Here is a 23,765-nt window from a genome sequence, read left to right as displayed (position 1 = left end):
GATTATACCTAAGGTCTACAAGATTAGTAATCCGAGATTGATCAATATCGGTATATCTTTTTCCAAAAATTTACAAATTCACGATTAAAAGAGATCAATACACAACTGATAAACAACCGTTTATACTTCCATGATAAAAATCCGATGATAATTCATAAATTTGCAGTGTATTTAGAAATATGAAGAAGTTTCATTTAATTATTTTAACTGTTTTCCCTGTTTTTTTCTTTTCTCAAAGCATAAAGGGATTAAACATTCCAGACTCGTTAAAGAATAAAAGTTATAAGTATATTAATGATGCTTACAATAAAGTATTCCAGGTTGACAACGATAAAGCCGAGCTTTTAGCCAATTACATTCTATTAAAAGGAAAGAAAGAAAATAATAGGGACATCCTGTTTGATGGATATTATAATATAGCACGGGTAAAAAATCTGAAGAATGAAAACGGGCATCCCTTTGCAGATTCCCTCATCTCTGCCTCAAAAAACGTTAATAACTACGATTACCCGGCAAAATCTTATATATTAAAGGGTATTTTATTCAACAATGAAGGGAAATACAAAGAAGCTTTAGATGAATATACTATAGCTATTAATCACAACAGAGCTGAAAATAAAGAACAGTTTTTTTATATAAACAAACTCATTGCTATCCTAAAAACAGCCACAGAAGAATATCAGGAAGCACTCCCTCTCTTTTTGAAATACTATAAGTATGAAAAAGATAAAATAAAAAACAACAATGTAGATGCTAAAAACTATATTGCTTCTATTTTTTCTTTAGCTAATATTTATACCAAATGTAAGGACTATAAAAAAGGTATTGAATTTGCAGATCTGGGGCTTACAGAATGTAAGAAATACAATAATTATTCTTATTACAGCTATCTGCTTATGATAAAAGGGATTAGCCTCTTTTATGTAAAAGATTATTCGCTGTCTTATAAAATCCTGCTGGAAGTACAAAAAGGATTGATAACAAATAAAGATTATAGTAATCTAGGAGTTTTATATTATTATCTGGGAAAAATAAAATATGCAACCCGCAGTGAAAACGAAGCTATAGAATTTTTTAAAAAGGCAGATTCAATTTCTTTTACTTTCAACAGTTTTGAACCTATAAAAAGAGAGGGATATGAAATTCTGATAGACTTTTATAAAAAGAAAGGCGATTTAAAAAACCAACTAAAATACATTGACAACCTGATGTATAGTGACAGTATAATAGCTGTGAACCGAAAAAATCTTTCAAAAGAAATTCTGAAAAAATATGACACCCCTTTGCTTATGAAAGAAAAGGTAAGTGTAATTGAAAGACTGAACCATCAGAATGCCTGGCTGATATCGTGTTTGCTTCTGATTACTTTAGCTTTCATATTCGTAATCAGGAAAAACAGGAAGAAAATAAAAGAATACGAAAAGCAGGCAAAAGTATTATCAGAAAAACCTTTGAGTACCCCTGTGCTGGAAAAAGAGCAAAAGAATGAAACTCCCATTACAGATAATCCTTCCATTACCATTGAAAGAAAGGAAAAAGCTACGAAAAGTGACCTTTCTTCTAATCCAAAATTTAAAATACTCATTGATAAAATAGAACAGTTTGAAAAGACTAATAGTTTTCTAAATAAAAATATTACTTTAGATTCTCTGTCAAAAGAATTTGATACTAACAGAGATTATCTCTCAAAGCTAGTCAATGAATTAAAGGGTAAAAACTTTTCCCAATATCTGAACGAGCTTAGGATCAACTATATTGTTGAAGAATTAAAATCTAACGAAAAAATAAGAAAGCATACCATTGCTGCTATTGCTGATGATATTGGCTACAACAATGCTGAGTCTTTCACGAATGCTTTCAAAAAAATAACAGGAACACTTCCTTCTTATTATATAAAAGCACTCAATTAAAACAAAATTACAAACTGCTAAAAATTAATATTTTACATGTAAATCTCACCGAAATTTATCAATTTCGGCATATATAAATTCTTTATTTACAGGAATAGAATTTCCTTTGTACTTCAATTTATTTAAAAATCTTAAAACTACTTTAGCAGTGAAAAAAATTAAAAAAACAGAAAAAAGATTATCCCTAAACAAAGTTCAAATGTCTAAAATAAAAGGAGGGATTAGCTCCGGAGGAGGTGATCAAATGCTTTTGAATGATGGTAATGATACGGTCTTAGACAAAACATTAGATACTCTGGATGTGACAGTAAAAAATTAATGACAATTTTAACATTTTATCAGTAATTTTGAGAAAAATTACTGATTTTTTATTTTTATGAAGTACCTGTTAGCCCTATCATTTTTCCTTACATTCAATATTTCTTTTTCTCAGAAAATAAGTATTAAACATTTTAATGACTACAATATTGAAAAACTGCAGCCTTTAATTTCTTATTTAAATTCTGAAATACAACAGAATTATAAAGAAAAAGACAAGGCGGTAAAGTATGATAATCTTTTCAGAGTAAGTATGGCAGCACAAAACTATGATACTGCTTTAAGTCAGCTAGATTCAGTACGCAGTGTTTACAGAAAAAGTAATCCTATTATTTCATACGCTATGGGAACACAGTATGAAATTTACATAAATGCTCAAAAAAATAAAAATTCATACAAAAATTTTCAGGAAAAATATAAAGAAGAATTTCTGAAAAAATATGAAAGTCTTCCTATAAAAACACAGGTCATACTTCCCCGCTATTTCAATGGTGATACCGAGAAAACAAAAAAGGAAATTCTGGCTACTCTTAAAAATGATTTTGAGAACAAAGACAGCGTAGATCTGAAAAAAGCTTTACAGCTATGCAGAAGTTATAACTCATATATAACAGGACCTACATTTGATATCGCTAAAAATTATTTAAAAGAACTCGACTCCAGAAACTTTGAAGTAAAAGACAGTTTATTAATCAATAATAATATAAGTATAAGAGTTGTTTTAAATAAAAAAATAACTAATCCGGAAGCCACCATCCTGGTCAATTCCATCTATCCCGATCCGGAAGATGTCAATGATCAAAAAGTACATGCAAGCTCTGGTTATCATTCTGTTTACATTTATCCCAGAGGAAAATATACGAGCAACGCTGCCATAGAACCTTTTGAGCATGAGCAGGAAGATATAAATAAGGTTATAGACTGGGTGATAAAACAGCCATGGAGCAATGGCAAAGTAGGAATGATCGGAGGCAGTTATCTGGGATTCAGCCAATGGGCGGCCGCTAAAAATATTCATCCTGCTCTAAAAACTATTATTCCACAGGCCTCTGTAGGAATTGGCGTTGTAGATTTCCCCATGAATAATAACATCTTTTCATCCTATTCGCTTCGTTGGATTAATTATGTTACCAACAATAAAATGCTTGATGCAGGTTTTAAAGATGAAGATCATTGGAATTCTGTTTTTAAAAAATGGTATGAAGGTGGTGAGGCATTTAACAAGTTAGATTCTATTGCCGGTAAAAAAAATATCATATTTCAGCGCTGGTTAAAACATCCGGCATTTGACAGCTATTGGCAGAAAATGATTCCTTATAAAAAGGAGTATTCTAATATCAACATCCCGGTTTTAACCATTACAGGATATTATGACTCTGATCAGCTGGGAGCATTATATTATTTAAGAAACCATTCTAAATATAACAAAAACGCCGACCATTATGTCATTATCGGCCCGTATGATCATTCAGGAGCTCAAGGTTATATTAAAAGTAATTTAAAAGGGTATGCTATTGATTCTGCAGCCAATATTGATCTCGGAAATATGACAATGGAATGGTTTGATTATATTCTGAAGGGTAAATTAAAACCAGCTTTCTTAAAAGATAAAATTAATTATCAGGTAATGGGAACCAATGAATGGAAAAGTACCTCCGGCATTGATGATTTTGATAAAAATAAATTAAAATTCTATATCACAAACCAACATCAGCTTTCTCTAGCAAAAGATAAAGATAAAGACTTCACACCACTTACGGTAGATTTAAAAGACCGTACCAATGCAGATGAGCTTTTTAAGCAAAAAGATAATGTGCTGGATAGTAAAATTTACAGTCCAGACGCTGTTGTATTTTCATCAGAGCCATTTGAAAAACCGGTGGAATTTACAGGAAATTTTGTGGGTAATCTGAAATTATCTGTTAATAAAAAAGATGTTGATGTATATATGAAACTTTATGAAAAGACCAAAGAAGGTAAATATTTTCTGTTATCCACCTATTATGGAAGAGCAAGCTATGCTAAAAGCTCAGAGAAAAGACAATTGCTGCGTGAAAATAAAGAAACGGATATAGCTGCTGTCAATAATGAATTTGTAAGCAAAAAAATAGAAAAAGGCAGTACACTTGTCTTGGTCCTGGGAGTTATAAAAAATCCACTTATGCAGATCAACTATGGAACCGGAAAAGATGTGAGTGAAGAAACCATCAAGGATGCTGCAGTTCCTGTGGAAATAAAATTTTACAATAACAGTTTTATAGAAATTCCTATTTCACTTAATTAATGCCACGTTTTCCATTTCAGTTTTTTGACACATTTGTTGTCAGATCTCCAATTTTTTCCTACAAAGAATTTCAGGATCATTTCTCTGGTGAAAACATCACCAAGGGATCTTTAGAAAAATATTGCAACCATACAATTTTTAGAGAAGCCATTTATTTAGCTTCTCTTTCCTTATATGATGAGATAAAGAAATTGACGGATCGTGAACATACAACGTCTAATTTGCCAAATGAAAAAACAAAGATTTCATTATTAAAATATTATAACCGCTCAAGTACCCGCTGTACCCCATTTGGTTTATTTTCAGGAGTAAGTACAGGAAAATTTGAAAAAGAGACTCTATTTCCGATATTCTCAGAACCTACAAAAGTAAGAGATACAAAGCTGGATATGCATTTTTTAGTGGCACTATCAGAGCAGATTCTTTTAATTCCGGCCATTAAAAATAGTATCTCTTTTTTTCCTAACAACAGTATTCATAAGGTTGGAAATAAAATTCGCTTTGTAGAATATGAAAATACAGGAGGAAAAAGAGATTACATCATTTCTTCAGCTCCATTTTCCAAAGAGTTGGAACTTATACTACAATTTTCAGAAACCGGTAAAACAATTGACCAGCTTGCCACCTTCCTCGTTCATGAAGATATATCTTTTGAAGAAGCCCGGGAATTTATTGATGAGCTTATCGGAAATCAGGTTTTGATAAGTGAAATTAATCCTACAGTTTCGGGAGGAGATTTTCTGGAACGATTAATTTACATGCTAAACAAAATTGGCAGATATCAGGAAAAAGATATTTTAGTGGCTATTAAAAACAAGATCAGTGACCTTGATTTACATTTTGGAAATACGGCAGAAGTATATTCTGAAATTGAGGAACTCATCAAAAAACTGAATGTACAATATGAAAAGAAATATCTTTTTCAGACAGATCTTTATTTTGAAGATGAAACAAATTTATCCTATCAATGGAAAAAAGAACTGAAGAAAGGAATCTCTTTTCTGAATAAAATTGCTGTTCCTTACAAAGAATCTGCTTTAGAAAAATTCAAAAAAGCCTTTTATGAAAGATTTGAAAACGAAGAAGTTCCATTATCGTATGCTTTAGATCCGGAAATAGGAATTGGCTATTTACAAGATATTCCGGCCAAAGGGGTTCATCCTTATATTGAAGATTTAATCCTGCCCTATCCTAATCAGAAAAAAGAAATTCGGGTAAATCTTAATCCGGTACAAATCATTCTCAATCGGAAATTACAAAAAGCTTATTGGAATAAAGATCATGTAATACATTTAACTGATGATGACTTTAATGGTTTTGAGGAACAGTGGAATCAACTGCCAGATACATTGTCCGTTATGGCTGAAATCATTTCAGAAAATCAGCAGGAAAAATTATTTTTAAAATCTGCCGGTGGAAATGCCGGAAAATTATTGGGCAGATTCTGTTCAGAAAAATCATCTATAAAAGATTTGGTGAAAGCCATTGCTGAAAAAGAACAGGAACTTAATCCGGACAAAATTTTAGCAGAAATTGTACACTTACCCGAATCCAGAATTGGAAATGTGATCAGAAGACCTTCTATAAGAGAATATGAAATTCCTTATCTGGCGGGCTCTGCATTAGAAAAAGACAATCAAATTTTTGTGGAAGACTTGTACCTGTCCATAAAGAATAGCCAGTTATTTCTAAGGTCAAAGAAGCACAATAAAGAAATTATTCCTCATCTTACGAATGCCCATAATTATTTAAACAACTCTTTACCTGTCTACCATTTTTTATGCGATTATAATAATCAGAGTGTAAAACCTTATTTATCATTTAGCTGGGGGGGATTATCCCAAATTTATGACTTCCTTCCAAGAATTGAATATCAAAATATAATTCTGTCTAAAGCACAGTGGAAAATTGATCCTGAACAAATTCATTATTTTGATTCCATTCTTCAATCTGGTAAAAAAGATCTTCTGTTTCAAAATATTGAAGAGTGGAGAAAATTAAAACAAATTCCACAATGGATACAGTGGGTAAAAGGAGATAATACACTGGCGGTCAACCTGAAAAATTACGATTTAATTCAAATGTTTTTATCATCCGTAAAAAATGAGAAACTAATTTTTATTGAGGAGTTCCTGTATAATGATCAGTCAGATTATATTCATCAATTCGTTTTCTCTCTTTATAAAGATCTATAAATAAGATGATAACCAGAAAATTTCATCCGGGAAGTGAATGGCTTTATTTCAAAGTTTACACCGGGATCAAAACTTCAGATACTATTTTACAGGAAGTTATAGAACCATTAGTTGAACAATTACAAATTCAAAACCTTATTGATCAATGGTTTTTTATACGATATAACGATCCTAAACCCCACCTAAGAGTAAGATTAAACCTTAAAAATATAACTGCCTGTAGTATGATCCTGGGAATGATCAATTCCTTATTTAAGGACTATCTGGAATCGGGAGAAGTCGCTTCTATCATTATGGATACCTACTCGAGAGAACTTGAACGTTACGGTGAAAACACGATAGAATACGCGGAAGACCTCTTTTTTAAAAGCAGTCAATTGATTTTAAACTTTCTGGAATACAGTGATGAAGAAAAGATCATTACTTCTTTATTTTATATAGATCAAATTTTATCAGCATTCAACCTATCTCCTGAAGAGAAAATAGAGTTTGCGAAGCGTTCTGAAAATGCTTTCAAATCAGAATTCAATGCAGATAAGAACTTAAATAATCAGTTAAAGAAAAAGTATAATGAGTTTTATCCTCATTACTTTGAATTCATTACCTCTGAGGAATATGAAGAAATCAGAAACTTAATAAAAAGTAATATCACTAAAATTGCATTAAAGCCTGAAGAACTTTCAAAATTAGAAAATGACAATGTATTAAAAATAAAACCAAAAGATTTCTTCAAAAGTATTTTTCATATGCATATTAACCGATTGTTTATTTCGCATCAAAGATTATTTGAGATGGTGGTTTATGATCACTTATTCCGTCTTTATAAAACAAACAGAACCCATTCTCTGCAAAAATAAATTTGAATTTATGAAAAATAAAAAACCGCCTACATGATGTAAGCGGTTGATTTTCTGTGGTCCCACCTGGGCTCGAACCAGGGACCACCTGATTATGAGTCAGGTGCTCTAACCAACTGAGCTATAGGACCTCAAAACTTGGTTAAATTTTGTGTTTGCAAAAATAGTAAAATTTCTTTCACTACAAAATTTTTTATTGCTTTTCTTGGCAAAGTTCTACCAGCACGCCGTTGGTAGACTTCGGATGAAGGAATACAACTAGTTTGTTATCAGCACCTTCTTTCGGTTCTTCAGAGATAAACTCAAATCCTTCTTTTTTTAATCTTTTTACTTCCTCTAGGATATTTTCAACCCCAAATGCGAGATGATGGATGCCTTCTCCCTTTTTATCAATAAATTTAGAAATCGGACTTTCAGGATTACTGGCTTCCAGAAGTTCAATTTTACTTTCTCCTGTTTCGTAAAAAGAAGTTACCACACCTTCTCTTTCCACCGTTTCTTTTTTATAGGATTCTTTTCCTAATAGTTTTGTAAAAAGTTCATCAGAAACGCCTAAAGACTTTACGGCAATACCAATATGTTCTAGCTTCATAAATAGTAATCAATATAATTAAATCGTAAATTTGATACTACAGTTGAATTTCAAAGTATCAATTCAAACAAAAGTACTAAATTTGCAGAAATTATGGAAAGTAACAGACAAAGAAAAGTAGCACAGATTATTCAGGAAGACTTCGCGGAGCTTTTCCGCAAACAGGCTGCAGAAAGCAAACAGAGCATATTGGTATCTGTTTCAGATGTAAAAGTAACTGCCGACTTAGGAATTGCCAAAATTTATTTAAGCATTTTTCCACAGGAGTTCCGTACCGCTGTGATGAAGGAGATTGAAGAAAACAAACCTCAATACAGAAATTTCATTGGCCAGAAAATGGCAAAGCAGGTGCGTATTATTCCACAACTTAACTTTTACCTGGATACCGCTCTTGATGATGTTGAAAGACTGGAAAGAGAATTAAGAGGCGAAGGCGACAATCCTGTTTTATAGATCTTGAAGAATATTGCATTTTACATAGCATCCAGATACCTTTTGGCTAAAAAAGGAAGTACTGCCGTTACGTTCATTACGTGGCTGGCCGTGGGTGCCATGACGGTTGCTGTGGCTGCAATGTTCGTCATTATTTCGGTATTTTCAGGACTTGAGGACCTGAATAAAGACCTTATTTCCAATCTTCATGCTGATCTTACTTTAAAAAGCACTTCCGGAAAAACAATTAAAAATCTGGATAATGTCACAAAAATTCTCACCAGCAATAAAGAAATCAGCAGTTTCTCCCGTGTTATTGAAGAAAAAGTATACATCAGCTTCAACGGAAAGGGCGATATTGCTTACTTAAGAGGTGTAGATTCCGCCTATGTGAAGGTAAATCCTATCAATAAAGAAGTATTCTACGGAACGTATCCAAGTTTCAGATACTCGAATGAGGTATTGATGGAGAACAGTCTGGATAACAGGCTATCAATTCCGGTAGATTCTTCCAATCATTATGCAACAGTATTCATGCCCAAACCGGGAACAGGGATTATCACCAAGGAAGAAGACATCTATAATAAAAGAGATATTCTGGTAACGGGTGTTTTCCCCGGAAAAGACCAGCTGGACAATTATATCGTTTCTCCTATTGAGCTTACGGAAGAATTACTTAGTCTTCCTAAAAATTCGGCTTACCAGATTGTTATTAAATTGAAAAATCCGGAAAATGCAGATGTAGTAAAACAAAGTCTGCTTTCTTCACTCGGAAAAAATATTGAGATCAAAACCAAGGAAGAAGAGAATGCAGCTTTCTGGAAAATGATCAACACTGAAAAGCTTTTTATTTACCTGATCTTTGCATTGGTCATCTTTATTACCACCTTTAATCTTGCCGGAGCAATTATTATCCTTCAGCTTGATAAAAAAGAGCAGGCAAAATCATTGATATCACTCGGCTTCCCTTTAAGCCATTTAAGAATGACCTATTTCTACACCGGACTTCTGATTGTTATTTCCGGAGTAATTACCGGATTAATTTTTGGAACAGCTCTTTGCTATTTCCAGCTTTATACAGAATTCTTCAGAGCCAATGAAGTTCTGCCATTCCCGGTAAAAATTGTAGGAAAGAACTATCTTATTGTAGCCCTTACGGCTTCCTTATTTGGAATCACTATTTCATGGTTCTTTTCAAAAATCAGTAAAGAATATATTACTAAAAACTAATATTTCAAGTTTATATATTACATACAATTAATATACTTCGGTTTCATTTTTTCGTACCTTTACGCCCCAATTTTAAAAAATGAAACAAATTTTATCTTTTTTTCTTTTAAGCGTGACATTTATAAGCGCTTTGGCACAGGCTCCGGCTGGATATTATAACCAATCGCCGACCTTAACAGGTGCAGCTCTTAAAACAGCTCTTAAAACCATTATCACTAATGGACATGTAGACAATGGTTATGGTGGCCTATGGACAGGTTATGCTACCACAGACCGCGATTATTTCTATGAAAATGATGGAACTATTCTGGATATTTATTCTGAAAATCCAAATGGGCCAGATCAATATAATTTCACCCTGGGGACCAGTCAATGCGGATCTACCGGATATTCTAATGAAGGTGACTGTTACAACAGAGAGCACGTAATTCCTCAGAGTCTATTTAACAGTGCATCTCCTATGGTTGCTGATATTCATTTTATCCGAGCTACCGATGGAAAAGTGAACGGAATGAGATCCAATTATCCTTTCGGAATTGTAGGGACCCCTTCTTTTACTTCGAAAAACGGATCAAAATTAGGAAATTCTGTATCAGCAGGATATGCAGGCACTGTATTTGAACCCATTGATGCTTTCAAAGGAGACATTGCGAGAATGATTCTTTATTTCGTAACAAGATATGAGGATAAACTTCCTAATTTCACTACTGGTGACATGCTTGGCAACACCGCATTTCCGGGATTACAGCCCTGGGCACTTAATCAATATTTAGCGTGGAATGCAATGGATCCGGTATCGCCGGAAGAAATTGCCAGAAACAATGCTTCTTATACTTACCAGGGAAACAGAAACCCTTTCATTGATCACCCTGAATATGTTACCCAGATCTGGGGAGCTCCGGTTATTGACAGCCAGGCACCTACAGCAGCAACCAACCTCGTTGCCAGCAATCCGACTTCAAACTCTATTGCTTTAAGCTGGACAGCTGCAACAGATAATGTGGGAGTAACGTCTTACCAGATTTACGCCAACGGAACATTAAAAGCTACTGTTTCAGGAACAACAACATCTACTATTGTTTCAGGATTATCACCATTGACTCAATATACATTCTACATCATTGCTAAAGATGCTTTCTCAAACTCTTCCCCACAAAGTACAACTGCTACAGAAACAACTCTGGATGTACCTGCCGGAGGAGGAAGCTGTGGAACTGAAAATTTTGAAATGATCAGTGGTGCTGCCAATACTTATCTGACAGCAACCTGGACTAACAACGGAATTTCCTGGACTGCAACAGATGCAAGAGTTGATCAAACCATCAATAATAAAGCGATCACCATTAGAAATGGTACTTTAACAAGTTCTTCATTTTCAGGTGGAGTTCAAAGCTTAACTTTAACAACTCAATTGAAGTTCTCCGGAAGTGCAGGATACTTCAATGTTCTTGTAAACGACGTCAATGTAGGAACCATTCCTTACAGTAATGTTGTTACTACAACTACCATTAATAATATAAATGTAAGCGGAAATGCGGTGATTAAACTGACAAATTCCTCTACTTCCAACAGAGTGGCTCTGGATGATCTTAGCTGGACATGTTTCGGAACTACGTTAGCTACTGCCGAAAACCTAAAAGACAAGTCAGCTATTACCATCTACCCTAACCCGGTAAGAAATAATGAATTATTTGTAAAAGGAGAAAACCTTAACAAAATTTCAAAAGCTGATATCTATGATCTTTCCGGAAAATTAATTGAAACGATTGCCAACCCTTTCAGACATTCAAATAAGATCAACCTTAAAGGTTTGCTTAAAGGAACTTACATTCTGAAAACAGAAAATTTCTCTACTAAATTTATCGTAGATTAATTATTAAAAAATATTTCAAATTAAAAGACTGGATTTATCCGGTCTTTTTTTTACTTTTGATAGATGGATTCCAATAAAAAATTAGGATTGATAGGACGAAACATTTCCTATTCTTTTTCTAAAAAATTCTTCGAAAACAAGTTCCAAAAGCTCATGCTGAAGAACTTCTCCTACGATATTTTTGATCTGAACGAAATTAATGAAGTAGAAAAACTTTTTGCGTCTCCGGACCTGTTAGGTTTCAATGTAACGATTCCTTACAAAGAAAAAATAATTGATTATCTGGATGAATTAAGTGATGAAGCGGAGAAAATAGGCGCCGTAAACTGCGTTCTTATTCAGGATGGTAAGAAAACAGGCTATAATACAGATGCATTCGGTTTTGAAAAAACGCTTCTTTTGCACAGAAAACCTTCACAGGATAAAGCTTTGATTTTAGGAAACGGAGGAGCTGCAAAAGCCGTAAAATATGCCTTGGATAAACACAGTATTCCTTCAGTCACCATTTCCAGAAGTACGGAAATCAATTTTGAAAATCTTGATCAGGAAACTGTTGCCGACCATAAAATTATCATTCAGTGTACGCCGGTAGGTACTTTCCCGAATGTGAAAGACTGTCTTAATTTTCCTTTTGACGGGCTTTCTTCAGATCATTTGGTTATCGACCTGATTTACAATCCCAACTACACTCAATTCATCATCAATGCCTCTGAAAAAGGAGCAAAAACCGTGAATGGCTATTATATGCTTGAACAGCAAGCAGAAAAAGCCTGGGAAATTTGGAATTTTCAAAAAAAATAACATAAATTAGTACTTTAATTGGCCTTAAAGCTATATTTAAAAGATATTAACGCCACTCACATAAAAGATTTGCTATGACTACAGAAAACAATCTTTCTGAAAACGAAGAAAAGAAAAATCCTAACGAAGTATCTCAGGACACATCAGAAAACACGGTTTCTCATGATGCAAACCACCATGACGATGATACAGAACACCTGGATGAACATGAAGAAGAAATTTCCCTTGCCGATGCTTTAAAGGAAATGGAAAAAATCATCAACACTCCCAACGCCGGTGAAAATTTCAAAAGATTCAATCAGCTGAAGGAAAAAGCAAGTCATTACATCCATGATGAAGTGGAAGATAAAAAGCATGAATATGTAGAAGCCGGAAATCCAGCTGAAAATTTCAGCTATGAGCATCCATCTCAGGCAAAGTATTCTGCATTGGTTAATATCTTCAAGGAAAAACATGATGACTTCCAGAAAGGACAGGAAGAAGAACAAAAGAAGAATCTGGACCACCGCCAAAGTATTATCGAAAGACTTAAAAATCTATACACAAGCTCAGAACCGGGAATCAATCTTTTCAAATCTATTCGCGAGATTAAAGAAGACTGGTCAAAAGCCGGACAAGTTGCCAAATCTGAATTCAAAATTCTTAACAATAATTATTTCCACCATCTGAATCAGTTTTATCAGATGCTGGATCTGAATAAAGAATTTCTGGAACAGGAATACAGCCACAATCTGGAAAAGAGAGAGCATATCATTGCCCGTGCTAAAGAACTTGAGAATGAGCCTGTAATTCAGAAAGCGTTAAACGAGCTTCAATATCTTCACAAACTTTGGAAAGAAGAAGCAGAGCCTGTTGCAGAAGAATTCCGTGAAAAAACATGGGAAGAATTCAAAGAAATTTCCAACAAAATTCACGAAAGAAAGTCTGAACTTTCCGCATCCATTGAAAAAGAGCAGGCTGTTAACCTTGAAAAGAAGAATGAGATCATCGCTGAAATCAAGAAACTGTCTGAACCTTCGGAAACGCCCAACCACAACTACTGGCAGAATGCCATTAAAAGAGTGGAAGATCTGCGTTCTGAATTCTTAAAAACAGGAAGTGTTCCAAGAAAACTTTCCAACCAAAACTGGAACGACTTCAAAACGACACTAAGAGGCTTTAATACAACGAAAAATAATTACTACAAATCGTTGAAAGGTTCTCAACAGGCGAATCTTGAAGAAAAATTAAAACTGATCCAGACTGCACAGGACAATATGAATAACGAGGAATGGGATATCGCTGTTCCGTTATTCAAAAAACTACAGGAAGACTGGAAAAAAATCGGCCACGTTCCCAAGAGCATGACCAATAAAATATGGGATGAATTCCGTGACGCCTGTAATGCATTCTTCAACAATTACAGAGAGAAGAGCAATACTTCTACCGACAACTGGAAGGAAAACTATAAAAACAAGAAAGCACTTCTTGATGAATTGAAGGAAGTTTCCAACGAAGAAGGAAGCATCGAAAGAATTGAGCAGATCAAGACTTCATGGAATAACATCGGAAAAGTTCCGAGAGACAAAATTTCAATCAACTCTGAATTCAACAAAACATTAAGAGAGAAATTGAAAATAAACAAGATCAATGAGCTTGAACTGAAAGAAGAAGGTTTATCTGAAAACCAGCTTACCGACAAAGCAAGAAAGATCAAAAATCAAATCTCTGACCTTGAGGCAGAAATTGTTAAACTGGAAAACAACCTTTCTTTCTTCAACAAACCGTCGAGAGAAAACCCTCTGTTGAAAGATACTTACAACACGATTGATGAAAAAAAGGCTCATCTTGAAACATTAAAACAAAATCTTCACAGCATTATCAGCGGAGAATAATACATAACAAAATTAATAAAGGCGGAGCAAAGCAATTTGTCTTCGCTTTTTCTTTTTATAAAACATGAACAACGACGAATTTTATATTAAAAGATGTATCGAACTGGCTCAAAAAGCTCTCGGCAACACCTATCCCAATCCTCTTGTAGGAAGCGTTATAGTCCACAATGGGGAAATTATAGGTGAAGGATATCATCATAAAGCAGGAGAAAACCACGCAGAAATCAATGCCATCAATTCCGTTAAAAATAAAGATCTGATCCCGGAATCAACGATCTATGTATCTCTCGAACCGTGCGCCCATTATGGCAAAACACCGCCTTGTGCTTTAAAGATTAAAGAACTGGGCTTTAAAAAAGTAGTGATTGGCGCTATGGATTCCCATGATAAAGTGAACGGCAAGGGAAAAAAAATCATTCAGGATGCTGGAATTGAAGCTGTTTCAGGAATACTTGAAAAAGAATGCATTGAACTGAACAAAAGGTTTTTCACGTATCACGAAAAGAAAAGACCCTATATCATTTTAAAATGGGCAGAATCCGGTGATGGTTTTCTTGATAAAGATTTTAAACCGACTGCTATTTCCAATCCTTTGGTTAATCAGTTTGTTCATCAGTTAAGAGCTGACGAGCATGCCATTTTAGTAGGAACTCAAACTGCATTCAATGACAATCCAAGTCTTACCGTAAGAAATGCAGAAGGAGTAAACCCTGTCCGGATTTTAATTGATTTTGATTTAAAAGTTCCTGCCAGCTTCAATATTTATAACAATGAAGCAAGAACATTGGTTTTAAATTCTGTGAAAGAAGGTTCTGAAGGACATATTCAATTCATTAAAATCAACAAGGCCGATTTTCTGGCTGAACTCATGGTGGCATTGTATAAAGAACAGATACAATCAGTTATTATCGAGGGCGGCCGTTTTACGCTGCAGGAATTTATTAATGCAGGTCTCTGGGATGAAGCAATAGTGATAAAAAATGAAAATCTCATCCTTAAAAACGGAACAAAAGCGCCGGAATTCAATTATACAGCAACGAAAACAGAAACATTCAGAGATAATATAGTTTCATTCTATAATTCAAAATAACACGATTTTATCACCGTAAAATGAAATAATTTATTTACATTAGTTTTACAAAATTAAAACGACCATGAAAAATTTGAAAAAAGTATCAAGAACCGGTTTAAAAACAATCCAGGGAGGAGCTTTTGTAACATGTATCCTGCCCACCGGACAGCCTACCACATGCAGAGATAAATGTCCTCAGGATTTTTGCGGCCCAACAAGTTATATGTGCCTGATTCCGATGGATCTTTGCGGAGATGGAATGTAAGATATAATTTCAGATCAAAAAACAGATAAGCCGTCAAGATTTGACGGCTTAATTTATGATCATGGTGCAGAATCGTAAAGCATTTAATATTTTTGCATAAACAAAGCAGGAACCTCCAATGACGTTTGAATACAAAACCATAGAAAAACCCATAGAAAATACTCTTTTAAAAGAAAAAGGGAGCAAGTTCATCGGATTTGCTTTCCCGGTAACCAATGAAAAAGAATTAAAGAGTGCGCTGGAAAAAATCAGAGAAGAACATCCGAAAGCTACTCATCACTGCTATGCCTTCAGAATGGGATTAAATGGTGAAAATTACCGTGCCAATGATGATGGTGAGCCTTCCGGAAGTGCAGGTTTGCCAATCTACAACCAGCTTCTGGCTAATGAAATCACGAATGTGCTTGTCATTGTTGTCCGTTATTACGGGGGAACCAAATTAGGGGTTTCAGGATTGGTAAAAACCTATAAAGAATCGGCAAAGATCACATTGGAAGAAGCCAGCATCATTACCAGAGAACTGGAAACAGAAGTAGAGATCAGGTTCAACTTCAATCAGCAGAACACGATTTTCACCCTGCTTTCAAAATTTGATGCTAAAGTTTTGAACTTCGATGCGAATGAAAACTGTATTCTTACCGCCTCACTGAAACTGGCACAAAAAGAAAGCATCTCAGAAAAGCTTTCCGAGATGCAATATGTTTCATTTGAATTTAATGACTAATCCCTCCTTCCACCAAGAAGCAAAGATGCCCAGTAAAGAAGTTGTGCCAGAGAGCCTAAGGCTGCCACCACATAAGTTCTTGCGGCCCATTTCAGGCTGTCCTGTACTCCAACAAATTCTTCTGCAGTTACCGTTCCCGTATCTTTAAGCCACTTCATCGCTCTGTTACTCGCATCGTATTCCACGGGAAGCGTTACAAAAGCAAAAAGAGTGGTCATCGCAAACATTGCTACTCCGATGGCAAGAACAGTTGTATTTCCATTTGGATTTTCAATTGTTCTCGATGCCGCCATTACTGCGATACCCGCAATAAGGACAAACTGCATCAGATTAGAACTTATATTTACAATAGGAACCAGCTTTGAACGTAAATTCAGCATAGAATATCCTACCGCATGCTGCACTGCATGTCCGCACTCGTGAGCTGCTACTGCCGCTGCCGCTGCATTTCTCTGCATATAAACTCCTTCCGAAAGGTTCACTGTTTTATCTGCCGGATTATAGTGGTCCGTCAACTGTCCGGGTACTGATATTACCTGAACATCATTTATCCCGTTATCTCTCAACATCTTTTCCGCTACTTCTTTGCCTGAAAGGCCATTTCGAAGGTGTACATTGGAATAATATTCAAATTTCGATTTCAATCTGGACGAAACCCACCAGCTCACCAACATTGAAATACCAATAATGATATAATAACCCACCATTTTATATAAATTTTGTGTTTAATTTTACCCATAATCAAATAAAAACTGTGCCAAAGTATACGATATTATTATTTATATTTGTCCTTTAATTCCTCTCAAAAAACATGTCTACAGTTTCAATTATTGAAGTAAAAACAGCGGGTCAGCTCAAGCAATTCGTAAAGTTCCCGATGGATTTGTATAAAAACAATCCCTACTATGTTCCGTCTTTTATCAATGACGAAATCAACATCTGGAATGCTGATGAAAATCCTGCGCTTCAATATTCTGAGGCAAAACAATATCTGGCTTATAAAAATGATAAGATCGTTGGAAGAATTGCCGTTCTGATTAATCATAAGGAAGAGAGAGAATTAGGAATTAAAAAAGTTCGTTTCGGATGGATCGACTTTATTGATGATGCTGAAGTTTCAAAAGCATTGATTCAAAAAGCAGTTGATTACGCTAAAGAAAAAAGTATTGACAAAATTGAAGGGCCTATGGGCTTCACCAATCTTGACAAAGCCGGGATGCTGGTAAAAGGTTTCGACCAGCTTGCGACCATGATTGGAATTTACAACCATGCGTATTATCCTCAGCATCTTGAAAACCTGGGTTTAACCAAAGAAAAAGAATGGGTAGAATTTGAAATCATTTTCCCTGAAACGTTACCGGATAAAATTCATAAATTTAATCAGCTTATTTCTGAAAAGTACAAACTGAAAGTTTTAAAATTCAAAACGAAAGAAGAGATTATTCAGTATGTGGATCCTATGTTTGATCTTCTGGATGAGACTTATAAACATCTTTCTACTTACACTCCGATTTCGGATGAACAGCGCAAAACCTACAAAGAGAAATATTTCAAACTTATTGATAAAGATTTCATTGTTTGTATTGCTGATGAACAGAATAATCTGATCTCATTCGCCATTACAATGCCTTCTTATTCCAAGGCGCTGCAGAAGTCCGGCGGAAAACTACTTCCATTCGGCTGGTGGCATTTTTTACAGGCAGGAAAGAAAAATGACAGAGCCAATTTTTACCTGATCGGTATTCACCCTGATTATCAGAGAAGAGGGGTCACTTCCATTATTTTCAAAGAAATCTGGGATATTTTCAGAAAAAAGGGAGTAAAATACCTTGAAACCAATCCGGAGCTGGAAGAAAACAAAAGCATTCAGCTGCTATGGCAGGATTACGATCCGGTGAATCATAAAAGAAGAAGAACCTATTCAATGGAAATCAAATAATTGATACCGTATTTTGTACGATGTAAATTTATCACCTAAACTTTGAATTTTATGAAACCACAGCTTATCATATTTGCTATTTTAATTGCCGGATTTATTATTTACAATTTTTTATTTCAGTCACCGGATGACAAAACAAACACCGTAATCAATATTCTTTTTGCGAGTATTCTTTTTGGTTACATTTCTTTTATGGCTTATACTCTTCTGAAAAAAATGAAGAAATAAGACCATAAAACAGCAACAGCACTGGTTTGTCATGTAAGCTCTTTCCGGTATTAAATGAATTCAAAATATTCCAAATGCAGGGAAAGAGAGTCCGTCTTTCCACAGTTACTACAAAAAATGGGGAAAAACACACCAAAAAAATAATCATAAAAAGCTAATTTTTATTGATTCTAAATTACCGGTTTAACTCATTTTCATCCTACTTTTAAGCTGATAAATTTCATGCTTTCTTGTTTATTCGCTAAATTTGCAAATTGAGATAATAATGCAAAAATGAATTTACCTGAAAGTTATATTCCAATCCTTATCCAGGCTGGTGTAGCAGTAGGATTTGTAGCGGTTTCTTTGCTTGGGGCACATTTCTTGGGGCCACAGCAGAAAAAAGGAAACTCTGTAAAAAACCAAAGCTGGGAATGTGGGGTTCCTGTAGAAGGAAACGCCAGAACACCGTTTTCTATCAAGTACTTCCTGACTGCGGTATTGTTCGTACTATTCGATATTGAAATCGTATTCTTTTATCCTTATGCTGTCAACTTCAGAGAATTCGGTATGGAAGGATTCCTTGCCGTACTTACATTCGTTGCGATATTCTTCGTAGCGTTTTTCTATGTCTGGAAACGCGGTGCGCTGGATTGGGATAAATAAAGTAATTATAAATTTTAATTAAACATTTTAGATGGTGATTTTAAGTTATGCCATTAAGAATTAATTTAAAATCTAAAATTTAAAATCTAAAATCATCTACAAGATGTCAGATAAAAAACCAGTAATAAGAACAGATGCACCTGCTCCCGAAGGCTATGAAGGAGAAGGGTTTTTCGCAACAAAACTGAGCAGTGTAATCGGGATGGCAAGAAAGTTTTCACTTTGGCCGTTACCATTTGCAACCTCTTGTTGTGGTATCGAGTTTATGGCTACCCTGAACCCGACATATGATGCTTCAAGATTTGGTATGGAAAGAAACTCTTTCTCTCCAAGACAGGCAGATATGCTGATGGTTTGCGGAACTATATCAAAGAAATTGGGACCTGTCCTGAAAGAAGTGTACACTCAGATGGCTGAGCCAAAATGGGTGGTAGCAGTTGGAGCTTGTGCTTCCAGCGGTGGTATTTTTGATACGTATTCTGTGCTTCAGGGAATTGATAAAATTATTCCGGTAGACGTTTACGTTCCGGGATGCCCTCCAAGACCTGAGCAGATCATTGAAGGTGTAATGCAGGTACAGGCTCTTGCAGAAAGCGAAAGCATCAGAAGAAGAGACATGCCTGAATATCAGAAATTATTAGATTCTTACAACATAAGCAACTAAACGGAAATGACAAACGAATTTGTATTAGAAGCAATCACAAGAGAATTTCCGGAATCTGTTATTTCAAGTTCAGAACCTTATGGGATGCTGACGATTGAAGTGAAGAAAGAAGATATTAAGAAAATCATTCATTATCTTAAAGATTCATCTCTGGAATTTAATTTCCTTACGGATATCTGCGGTATTCACTATCCTGAATTCCCTGAAAAGGAAATTGGCGTTGTATACCATTTGCATAATATGATGGCCAATTTCAGATTACGTCTGAAAATCTTCATGTCCAGAGAAAATATTGAAGTAGACTCTCTTGTGGATCTGTATGTAGGAGCTAACTGGATGGAAAGAGAAACGTTTGATTTTTATGGGATTAAATTTAAAGGACACCCGGATCTGAGACCTATCCTGAATATGGAAGACCTGGGATACCACCCAATGTTGAAGGAATATCGCCTTGAAGACGGTACAAGAACCGACAAGAACGATAGCATGTTCGGAAGATAAAAAATAATGCAATAAGCAGTAAGCAGCAAGCAATAAGCTTAAAGCCTAGAGCCTATAGCCTAAAGCATTTCAATTATGAAAGATAACTCATTATCTAATATACTAAACCAGTACGAAAGTAAGGAACAGATTGACGGACAATTGTATACCCTGAATCTGGGACCTACCCACCCTGCTACTCACGGGATTTTCCAGAATATCTTAACGATGGACGGAGAAAGAATCCTTCATGCTGAGCAAACTGTAGGATATATCCACAGAGCATTTGAGAAGATTTCCGAAAGAAGAAACTATTCTCAGATCACGACCCTTACGGACCGTATGAATTACTGTTCTGCACCGATCAATAACTTAGGCTGGCACATGACAGTAGAAAAACTGATTGGCGTAGAAGTTCCAAAACGTGTAGACTATATGCGTGTTATCCTGATGGAGCTTGCGAGAATCGGTGACCACCTGATCTGTAACGGGGTAACCGGGATGGACTCAGGAGCTATTACAGGTCTTACTTATATGTTCATCGAAAGAGAACGTATTTATGATATGTACGAACAGATCTGCGGAGCCAGAATGACTACCAATATGGGAAGAATCGGAGGTTTTGAAAGAGATTTCACTCCTAAATTCCATGAGCTGATCAAGGATTTCTTAAAAACATTCCCGCCAAGATTCAAAGAATTCTGTACTTTATTAGAAAGAAACAGGATTTTCATGGACAGAACCATCGGTACAGGAGCTATTTCTGCCGAAAGAGCATTAAGCTATGGTTTTACAGGTCCGAACTTACGTGCGGCAGGGGTAGATTACGATGTAAGAGTTGCACAGCCTTATTCCTCATACCAGGATTTCGACTTCATTATTCCTGTTGGAACTTCAGGAGACACTTACGACCGTTTCATGGTTCGTCAGCAGGAAATCTGGGAATCAATCAAAATTATCAAACAAGCATACGAAAATCTTCCGGAAGGACCATTCCATGCGGATGTTCCTGATTTCTATCTTCCTGAAAAGGCCGATGTATATCAGAAAATGGAAGCATTAATCTACCATTTCAAAATTGTAATGGGAGAAACTGATGTACCGAAAGGAGAAGTTTACCATGCTGTGGAAGGTGGAAACGGAGAATTAGGTTTCTATCTTGTGAGTGACGGAGGAAGAAGCCCTTACAGACTTCACTTCAGAAGACCATGCTTCATCTACTATCAGGCCTACCCTGAAATGATTACAGGTTCTGTAATTTCAGATGCCATTGTAACGATGTGTAGTATGAATATTATTGCGGGAGAATTAGACGCATAACTGGAATTATAAATTTTGAATTATAAATTATAAATTGATTTTAGACCGTTATTCATTTAGAATTTAAAATCTAAAATCTAAAATTTCAAAAATGAGCGAAACAATAGCTTTTAAACCGGAAAGTTTAGCACAGGTACACAAAATTATCGCAAGATATCCTGAAGGAAGACAGAAATCTGCTCTTCTTCCTGTACTTCACCTGGCACAAAAAGAATTCGGAGGATGGTTAGATGTTCCTGTGATGGATTATGTTGCCGGACTATTAAGTATCCAACCGATCGAAGTATATGAAGTGGCTACTTTCTATACCATGTTTAATATGAAGCCGGTAGGTAAATATGTATTGGAAGTTTGCAGAACAGGACCTTGTATGGTTTGTGGAAGCGAAAAAATCCTTGATCATATCAGAACCAAACTGAACATTAAGGATGGGGAAACTACTGAAGACGGTATGTTCACTTTAAAGCCTGCTGAATGTCTTGGAGCATGCGGATATGCACCTATGATGCAGCTAGGAAAATTCTTTCATGAAAATTTAACGATAGAAAAAGTAGATGAAATCCTTGATCTTTGCAGACAAGGACAAGTTGCTTTAGACTAATAGAAATTTTAAATTCTAGATTTTAGATTTTAAATTATTCACTTAACGTTTAATCATAATTAATGCAAGAAGCCAAAAGCCTATTGCAATAAGCAAATAACAATGAGTAAAAAACTTTTACTTAAAGACGCACATATAGAAGGTATTCGCTACTTTGAAACTTACCGTAAACAGGGAGGTTACACAGCCGCTGAAAAAGCCTTGAAAATGACTCCTGACGAAATTCTTGAAGAAGTAAAAGCTTCAGGATTAAGAGGTCGTGGTGGAGCTGGATTCCCAACAGGAATGAAATGGAGCTTTCTGGCAAAGCCTGAAGGTGTTCCAAGACACCTTGTTGTGAATGCGGATGAATCTGAACCCGGAACGTTCAAGGACAGATATCTGATGGAGTTCCTTCCTCATTTATTGATCGAGGGAATGCTGATTTCTTCTTACTGTTTAGGTTCCAATACTTCTTATATCTACATCCGTGGAGAATATTCGTGGATTCCGGATATCCTTGAAGAAGCTATTGAAGAAGCTAAAGCAGCAGGATTTTTAGGTAAAAATATTTTAGGAACCGGTTTCGATCTTGAAATCTACGTACAGAGAGGTGGTGGAGCATACATTTGTGGTGAAGAAACTGCATTGCTTGAATCCCTTGAAGGAAAAAGAGGTAACCCAAGATTAAAACCGCCATTCCCGGCTGTAAAAGGCCTTTGGGAGAGACCAACGGTGGTAAACAACGTTGAGTCTATTGCGGCAGTGGTTCCGATCATTGATATTACAGGTGCTGAATATGCTAAAATCGGGGTGGGAAGATCTACAGGTACGAAATTGATTTCTGCTTGTGGAAACATCAACAAACCGGGTGTATACGAAATCGATATGACGATCACTGTAGAGGAATTCATCTATTCTGATGAATATTGCGGTGGTATTAAAGATGGTAAAAAATTAAAGGCTTGTATTCCTGGAGGAAGTTCTGTTCCGATTGTTCCGGCTAACTTATTGTTAAGAACCGTGAACGGAGAGCCAAGATATATGAACTATGAATCATTGGCAGATGGTGGTTTTGCTACCGGAACCATGATGGGTTCAGGAGGTTTCATCGTTTTGGATGAAGACCAGTGTATTGTAGAACATACCATGACATTGGCAAGATTCTACAATCACGAAAGCTGCGGACAATGTACGCCTTGCCGTGAAGGAACGGGATGGATGTACAAGATTTTAAAGAAAATCGAGAAAGGAGAAGGAAAAATGGAAGATATCGATCTGCTTTGGGATATCCAGAGAAAAATCGAAGGAAATACGATTTGTCCGTTGGGTGATGCCGCAGCTTGGCCGGTTGCAGCAGCGATCCGTCACTTCAGAGATGAATTTGAGTGGCACGTAAAAAACCCAGAGTTGTCTCAGACACAAAATTATGGATTGGCACATTATGCTGACCCTATCCCGGCTGTTGAAAAGAACGCATAA

At 35.6% G+C, this 23,765-nt stretch carries 23 protein-coding genes and 1 tRNA gene; 21 read left to right on the top strand and 3 right to left on the bottom strand.

The genetic code is table 11. From position 1 onward, the window contains the following. Nucleotides 1-179 precede the first annotated feature (179 nt). The 5 genes from V0410_RS19360 to V0410_RS19340 all read left to right on the top strand — a co-directional run bounded on the left by V0410_RS19360 (nt 180) and on the right by V0410_RS19340 (nt 7,564). The gene (locus tag V0410_RS19360; RefSeq protein ID WP_330745282.1) at nt 180-1,910 is read left to right on the top strand and encodes a helix-turn-helix domain-containing protein; all 1,731 of its coding nucleotides are present in this window, start codon (nt 180-182) and stop codon (nt 1,908-1,910) included. Between the two features lie 148 nt (nt 1,911-2,058). Next, complete coding sequence (locus V0410_RS19355; RefSeq protein ID WP_164720342.1) at nt 2,059-2,229, top strand: hypothetical protein; 171 nt, start codon at nt 2,059-2,061, stop codon at nt 2,227-2,229. 57 nt (nt 2,230-2,286) lie between these two features. Further along, entirely contained in the window at nt 2,287-4,512 is a 2,226-nt protein-coding gene (locus tag V0410_RS19350) for a CocE/NonD family hydrolase (protein WP_330745281.1), read from the top strand. Beyond that, nucleotides 4,512-6,707: a lantibiotic dehydratase family protein gene (locus V0410_RS19345; protein WP_330745280.1), complete on the top strand. Its 2,196-nt coding sequence runs from the start codon at nt 4,512-4,514 to the stop codon at nt 6,705-6,707. Before V0410_RS19350 ends, V0410_RS19345 begins: the two co-directional genes overlap by 1 nt. Before the next feature lie 5 nt (nt 6,708-6,712). Further along, nucleotides 6,713-7,564 carry a thiopeptide-type bacteriocin biosynthesis protein gene (locus V0410_RS19340; RefSeq protein WP_330745279.1) on the top strand — a complete coding sequence of 284 codons (852 nt, stop codon included), beginning with the start codon at nt 6,713-6,715 and terminating at the stop codon, nt 7,562-7,564. Between the two features lie 57 nt (nt 7,565-7,621). Here V0410_RS19340 and V0410_RS19335 read toward each other — a convergent pair. Then, nucleotides 7,622-7,695 (bottom strand) — tRNA-Ile (locus V0410_RS19335). A 62-nt stretch (nt 7,696-7,757) separates the two neighbouring features. Beyond that, on the bottom strand, nt 7,758-8,156 hold the full coding sequence (gene mce / locus V0410_RS19330; protein ID WP_330745278.1) for a methylmalonyl-CoA epimerase: 399 nt from the start codon (nt 8,154-8,156) through the stop codon (nt 7,758-7,760). Nucleotides 8,157-8,249: 93 nt separating this feature from the next. Between mce and rbfA the strand changes: the two genes are divergently transcribed. From rbfA to V0410_RS19290, 8 genes are all read left to right on the top strand, one after another. Continuing rightward, nucleotides 8,250-8,609 (top strand): 30S ribosome-binding factor RbfA, encoded by a 360-nt coding sequence (gene rbfA, locus V0410_RS19325; RefSeq protein WP_002983518.1) that lies wholly within the window; start codon nt 8,250-8,252, stop codon nt 8,607-8,609. A gap of 3 nt (nt 8,610-8,612) precedes the next feature. Beyond that, complete coding sequence (locus V0410_RS19320) at nt 8,613-9,818, top strand: ABC transporter permease (RefSeq protein ID WP_330745277.1); 1,206 nt, start codon at nt 8,613-8,615, stop codon at nt 9,816-9,818. A 79-nt stretch (nt 9,819-9,897) separates the two neighbouring features. Beyond that, nucleotides 9,898-11,691, top strand: a complete 1,794-nt coding sequence (locus V0410_RS19315) for an endonuclease (protein ID WP_330745276.1) — start codon at nt 9,898-9,900, stop codon at nt 11,689-11,691. A 63-nt stretch (nt 11,692-11,754) separates the two neighbouring features. Further along, entirely contained in the window at nt 11,755-12,492 is a 738-nt protein-coding gene (locus tag V0410_RS19310; protein WP_330745275.1) for a shikimate dehydrogenase family protein, read from the top strand. 74 nt (nt 12,493-12,566) lie between these two features. Then, nucleotides 12,567-14,366, top strand: a complete 1,800-nt coding sequence (locus V0410_RS19305) for a DUF349 domain-containing protein (protein ID WP_330745274.1) — start codon at nt 12,567-12,569, stop codon at nt 14,364-14,366. A gap of 64 nt (nt 14,367-14,430) precedes the next feature. Beyond that, entirely contained in the window at nt 14,431-15,456 is a 1,026-nt protein-coding gene (gene ribD, locus V0410_RS19300) for a bifunctional diaminohydroxyphosphoribosylaminopyrimidine deaminase/5-amino-6-(5-phosphoribosylamino)uracil reductase RibD (protein ID WP_330745273.1), read from the top strand. Between the two features lie 64 nt (nt 15,457-15,520). After that, a complete protein-coding gene (locus V0410_RS19295; RefSeq protein ID WP_330745272.1) occupies nt 15,521-15,703 on the top strand; it encodes a bacteriocin-like protein in 183 nt (60 codons plus the stop codon). Between the two features lie 118 nt (nt 15,704-15,821). Further along, complete coding sequence (locus V0410_RS19290) at nt 15,822-16,427, top strand: IMPACT family protein (protein ID WP_227942420.1); 606 nt, start codon at nt 15,822-15,824, stop codon at nt 16,425-16,427. Here the strand turns inward: V0410_RS19290 and V0410_RS19285 are convergent. Further along, nucleotides 16,424-17,134 carry a zinc metallopeptidase gene (locus tag V0410_RS19285; RefSeq protein WP_171006330.1) on the bottom strand — a complete coding sequence of 237 codons (711 nt, stop codon included), beginning with the start codon at nt 17,132-17,134 and terminating at the stop codon, nt 16,424-16,426. The two genes, V0410_RS19290 and V0410_RS19285, sit on opposite strands and share 4 nt — an antisense overlap. Nucleotides 17,135-17,238: 104 nt before the next feature. On the opposite strand from V0410_RS19285, the gene V0410_RS19280 reads away from it, so the two are divergent. From V0410_RS19280 to nuoF, 8 genes are all read left to right on the top strand, one after another. Further along, nucleotides 17,239-18,366: a GNAT family N-acetyltransferase gene (locus V0410_RS19280; RefSeq protein ID WP_330745271.1), complete on the top strand. Its 1,128-nt coding sequence runs from the start codon at nt 17,239-17,241 to the stop codon at nt 18,364-18,366. A 51-nt stretch (nt 18,367-18,417) separates the two neighbouring features. Further along, nucleotides 18,418-18,594 carry a hypothetical protein gene (locus tag V0410_RS19275; protein WP_330745270.1) on the top strand — a complete coding sequence of 59 codons (177 nt, stop codon included), beginning with the start codon at nt 18,418-18,420 and terminating at the stop codon, nt 18,592-18,594. Between the two features lie 273 nt (nt 18,595-18,867). Further along, entirely contained in the window at nt 18,868-19,239 is a 372-nt protein-coding gene (locus V0410_RS19270; protein WP_034693436.1) for an NADH-quinone oxidoreductase subunit A, read from the top strand. 103 nt (nt 19,240-19,342) lie between these two features. Then, nucleotides 19,343-19,903, top strand: a complete 561-nt coding sequence (locus tag V0410_RS19265) for an NADH-quinone oxidoreductase subunit B (RefSeq protein WP_002983540.1) — start codon at nt 19,343-19,345, stop codon at nt 19,901-19,903. 6 nt (nt 19,904-19,909) lie between these two features. After that, on the top strand, nt 19,910-20,404 hold the full coding sequence (locus tag V0410_RS19260) for an NADH-quinone oxidoreductase subunit C (protein WP_110009632.1): 495 nt from the start codon (nt 19,910-19,912) through the stop codon (nt 20,402-20,404). Between the two features lie 75 nt (nt 20,405-20,479). Beyond that, entirely contained in the window at nt 20,480-21,703 is a 1,224-nt protein-coding gene (gene nuoD / locus V0410_RS19255; RefSeq protein WP_065400512.1) for an NADH dehydrogenase (quinone) subunit D, read from the top strand. A 91-nt stretch (nt 21,704-21,794) separates the two neighbouring features. Further along, nucleotides 21,795-22,304 (top strand): NADH-quinone oxidoreductase subunit NuoE family protein, encoded by a 510-nt coding sequence (locus tag V0410_RS19250; RefSeq protein WP_062675585.1) that lies wholly within the window; start codon nt 21,795-21,797, stop codon nt 22,302-22,304. 102 nt (nt 22,305-22,406) lie between these two features. Next, nucleotides 22,407-23,765, top strand: a complete 1,359-nt coding sequence (gene nuoF, locus V0410_RS19245; protein ID WP_089697000.1) for an NADH-quinone oxidoreductase subunit NuoF — start codon at nt 22,407-22,409, stop codon at nt 23,763-23,765.

Source organism: Chryseobacterium sp. CP-77 (assembly GCF_036362765.1).
In the GTDB taxonomy this organism is placed as follows: Bacteria; Bacteroidota; Bacteroidia; order Flavobacteriales; family Weeksellaceae; genus Chryseobacterium; species Chryseobacterium cupriresistens.
Note: the sequence above shows the minus strand (reverse complement) of the source record. Positions and strands in the feature narration are given on the sequence as shown.

Bases quoted from the DNA above. Each gene is read 5' to 3' on its own strand.
- V0410_RS19340 (WP_330745279.1), top strand. From the start codon at position 6,713: ATGATAACCAGAAAATTTCATCCGGGAAGTGAATGGCTTTATTTCAAA.
- V0410_RS19305 (WP_330745274.1), top strand. From the start codon at position 12,567: ATGACTACAGAAAACAATCTTTCTGAAAACGAAGAAAAGAAAAATCCT.
- ribD (WP_330745273.1), top strand. From the start codon at position 14,431: ATGAACAACGACGAATTTTATATTAAAAGATGTATCGAACTGGCTCAA.
- V0410_RS19275 (WP_330745270.1), top strand. From the start codon at position 18,418: ATGAAACCACAGCTTATCATATTTGCTATTTTAATTGCCGGATTTATT.
- nuoF (WP_089697000.1), top strand. From the start codon at position 22,407: ATGAGTAAAAAACTTTTACTTAAAGACGCACATATAGAAGGTATTCGC.
- V0410_RS19270 (WP_034693436.1), top strand. From the start codon at position 18,868: ATGAATTTACCTGAAAGTTATATTCCAATCCTTATCCAGGCTGGTGTA.
- V0410_RS19260 (WP_110009632.1), top strand. From the start codon at position 19,910: ATGACAAACGAATTTGTATTAGAAGCAATCACAAGAGAATTTCCGGAA.
- V0410_RS19290 (WP_227942420.1), top strand. From the start codon at position 15,822: ATGACGTTTGAATACAAAACCATAGAAAAACCCATAGAAAATACTCTT.
- V0410_RS19360 (WP_330745282.1), top strand. From the start codon at position 180: ATGAAGAAGTTTCATTTAATTATTTTAACTGTTTTCCCTGTTTTTTTC.
- rbfA (WP_002983518.1), top strand. From the start codon at position 8,250: ATGGAAAGTAACAGACAAAGAAAAGTAGCACAGATTATTCAGGAAGAC.
- V0410_RS19285 (WP_171006330.1), bottom strand. From the start codon at position 17,134: ATGGTGGGTTATTATATCATTATTGGTATTTCAATGTTGGTGAGCTGG.
- V0410_RS19345 (WP_330745280.1), top strand. From the start codon at position 4,512: ATGCCACGTTTTCCATTTCAGTTTTTTGACACATTTGTTGTCAGATCT.
- nuoD (WP_065400512.1), top strand. From the start codon at position 20,480: ATGAAAGATAACTCATTATCTAATATACTAAACCAGTACGAAAGTAAG.
- V0410_RS19310 (WP_330745275.1), top strand. From the start codon at position 11,755: ATGGATTCCAATAAAAAATTAGGATTGATAGGACGAAACATTTCCTAT.
- V0410_RS19265 (WP_002983540.1), top strand. From the start codon at position 19,343: ATGTCAGATAAAAAACCAGTAATAAGAACAGATGCACCTGCTCCCGAA.
- V0410_RS19280 (WP_330745271.1), top strand. From the start codon at position 17,239: ATGTCTACAGTTTCAATTATTGAAGTAAAAACAGCGGGTCAGCTCAAG.
- V0410_RS19350 (WP_330745281.1), top strand. From the start codon at position 2,287: ATGAAGTACCTGTTAGCCCTATCATTTTTCCTTACATTCAATATTTCT.
- V0410_RS19250 (WP_062675585.1), top strand. From the start codon at position 21,795: ATGAGCGAAACAATAGCTTTTAAACCGGAAAGTTTAGCACAGGTACAC.
- V0410_RS19315 (WP_330745276.1), top strand. From the start codon at position 9,898: ATGAAACAAATTTTATCTTTTTTTCTTTTAAGCGTGACATTTATAAGC.
- V0410_RS19295 (WP_330745272.1), top strand. From the start codon at position 15,521: ATGAAAAATTTGAAAAAAGTATCAAGAACCGGTTTAAAAACAATCCAG.
- mce (WP_330745278.1), bottom strand. From the start codon at position 8,156: ATGAAGCTAGAACATATTGGTATTGCCGTAAAGTCTTTAGGCGTTTCT.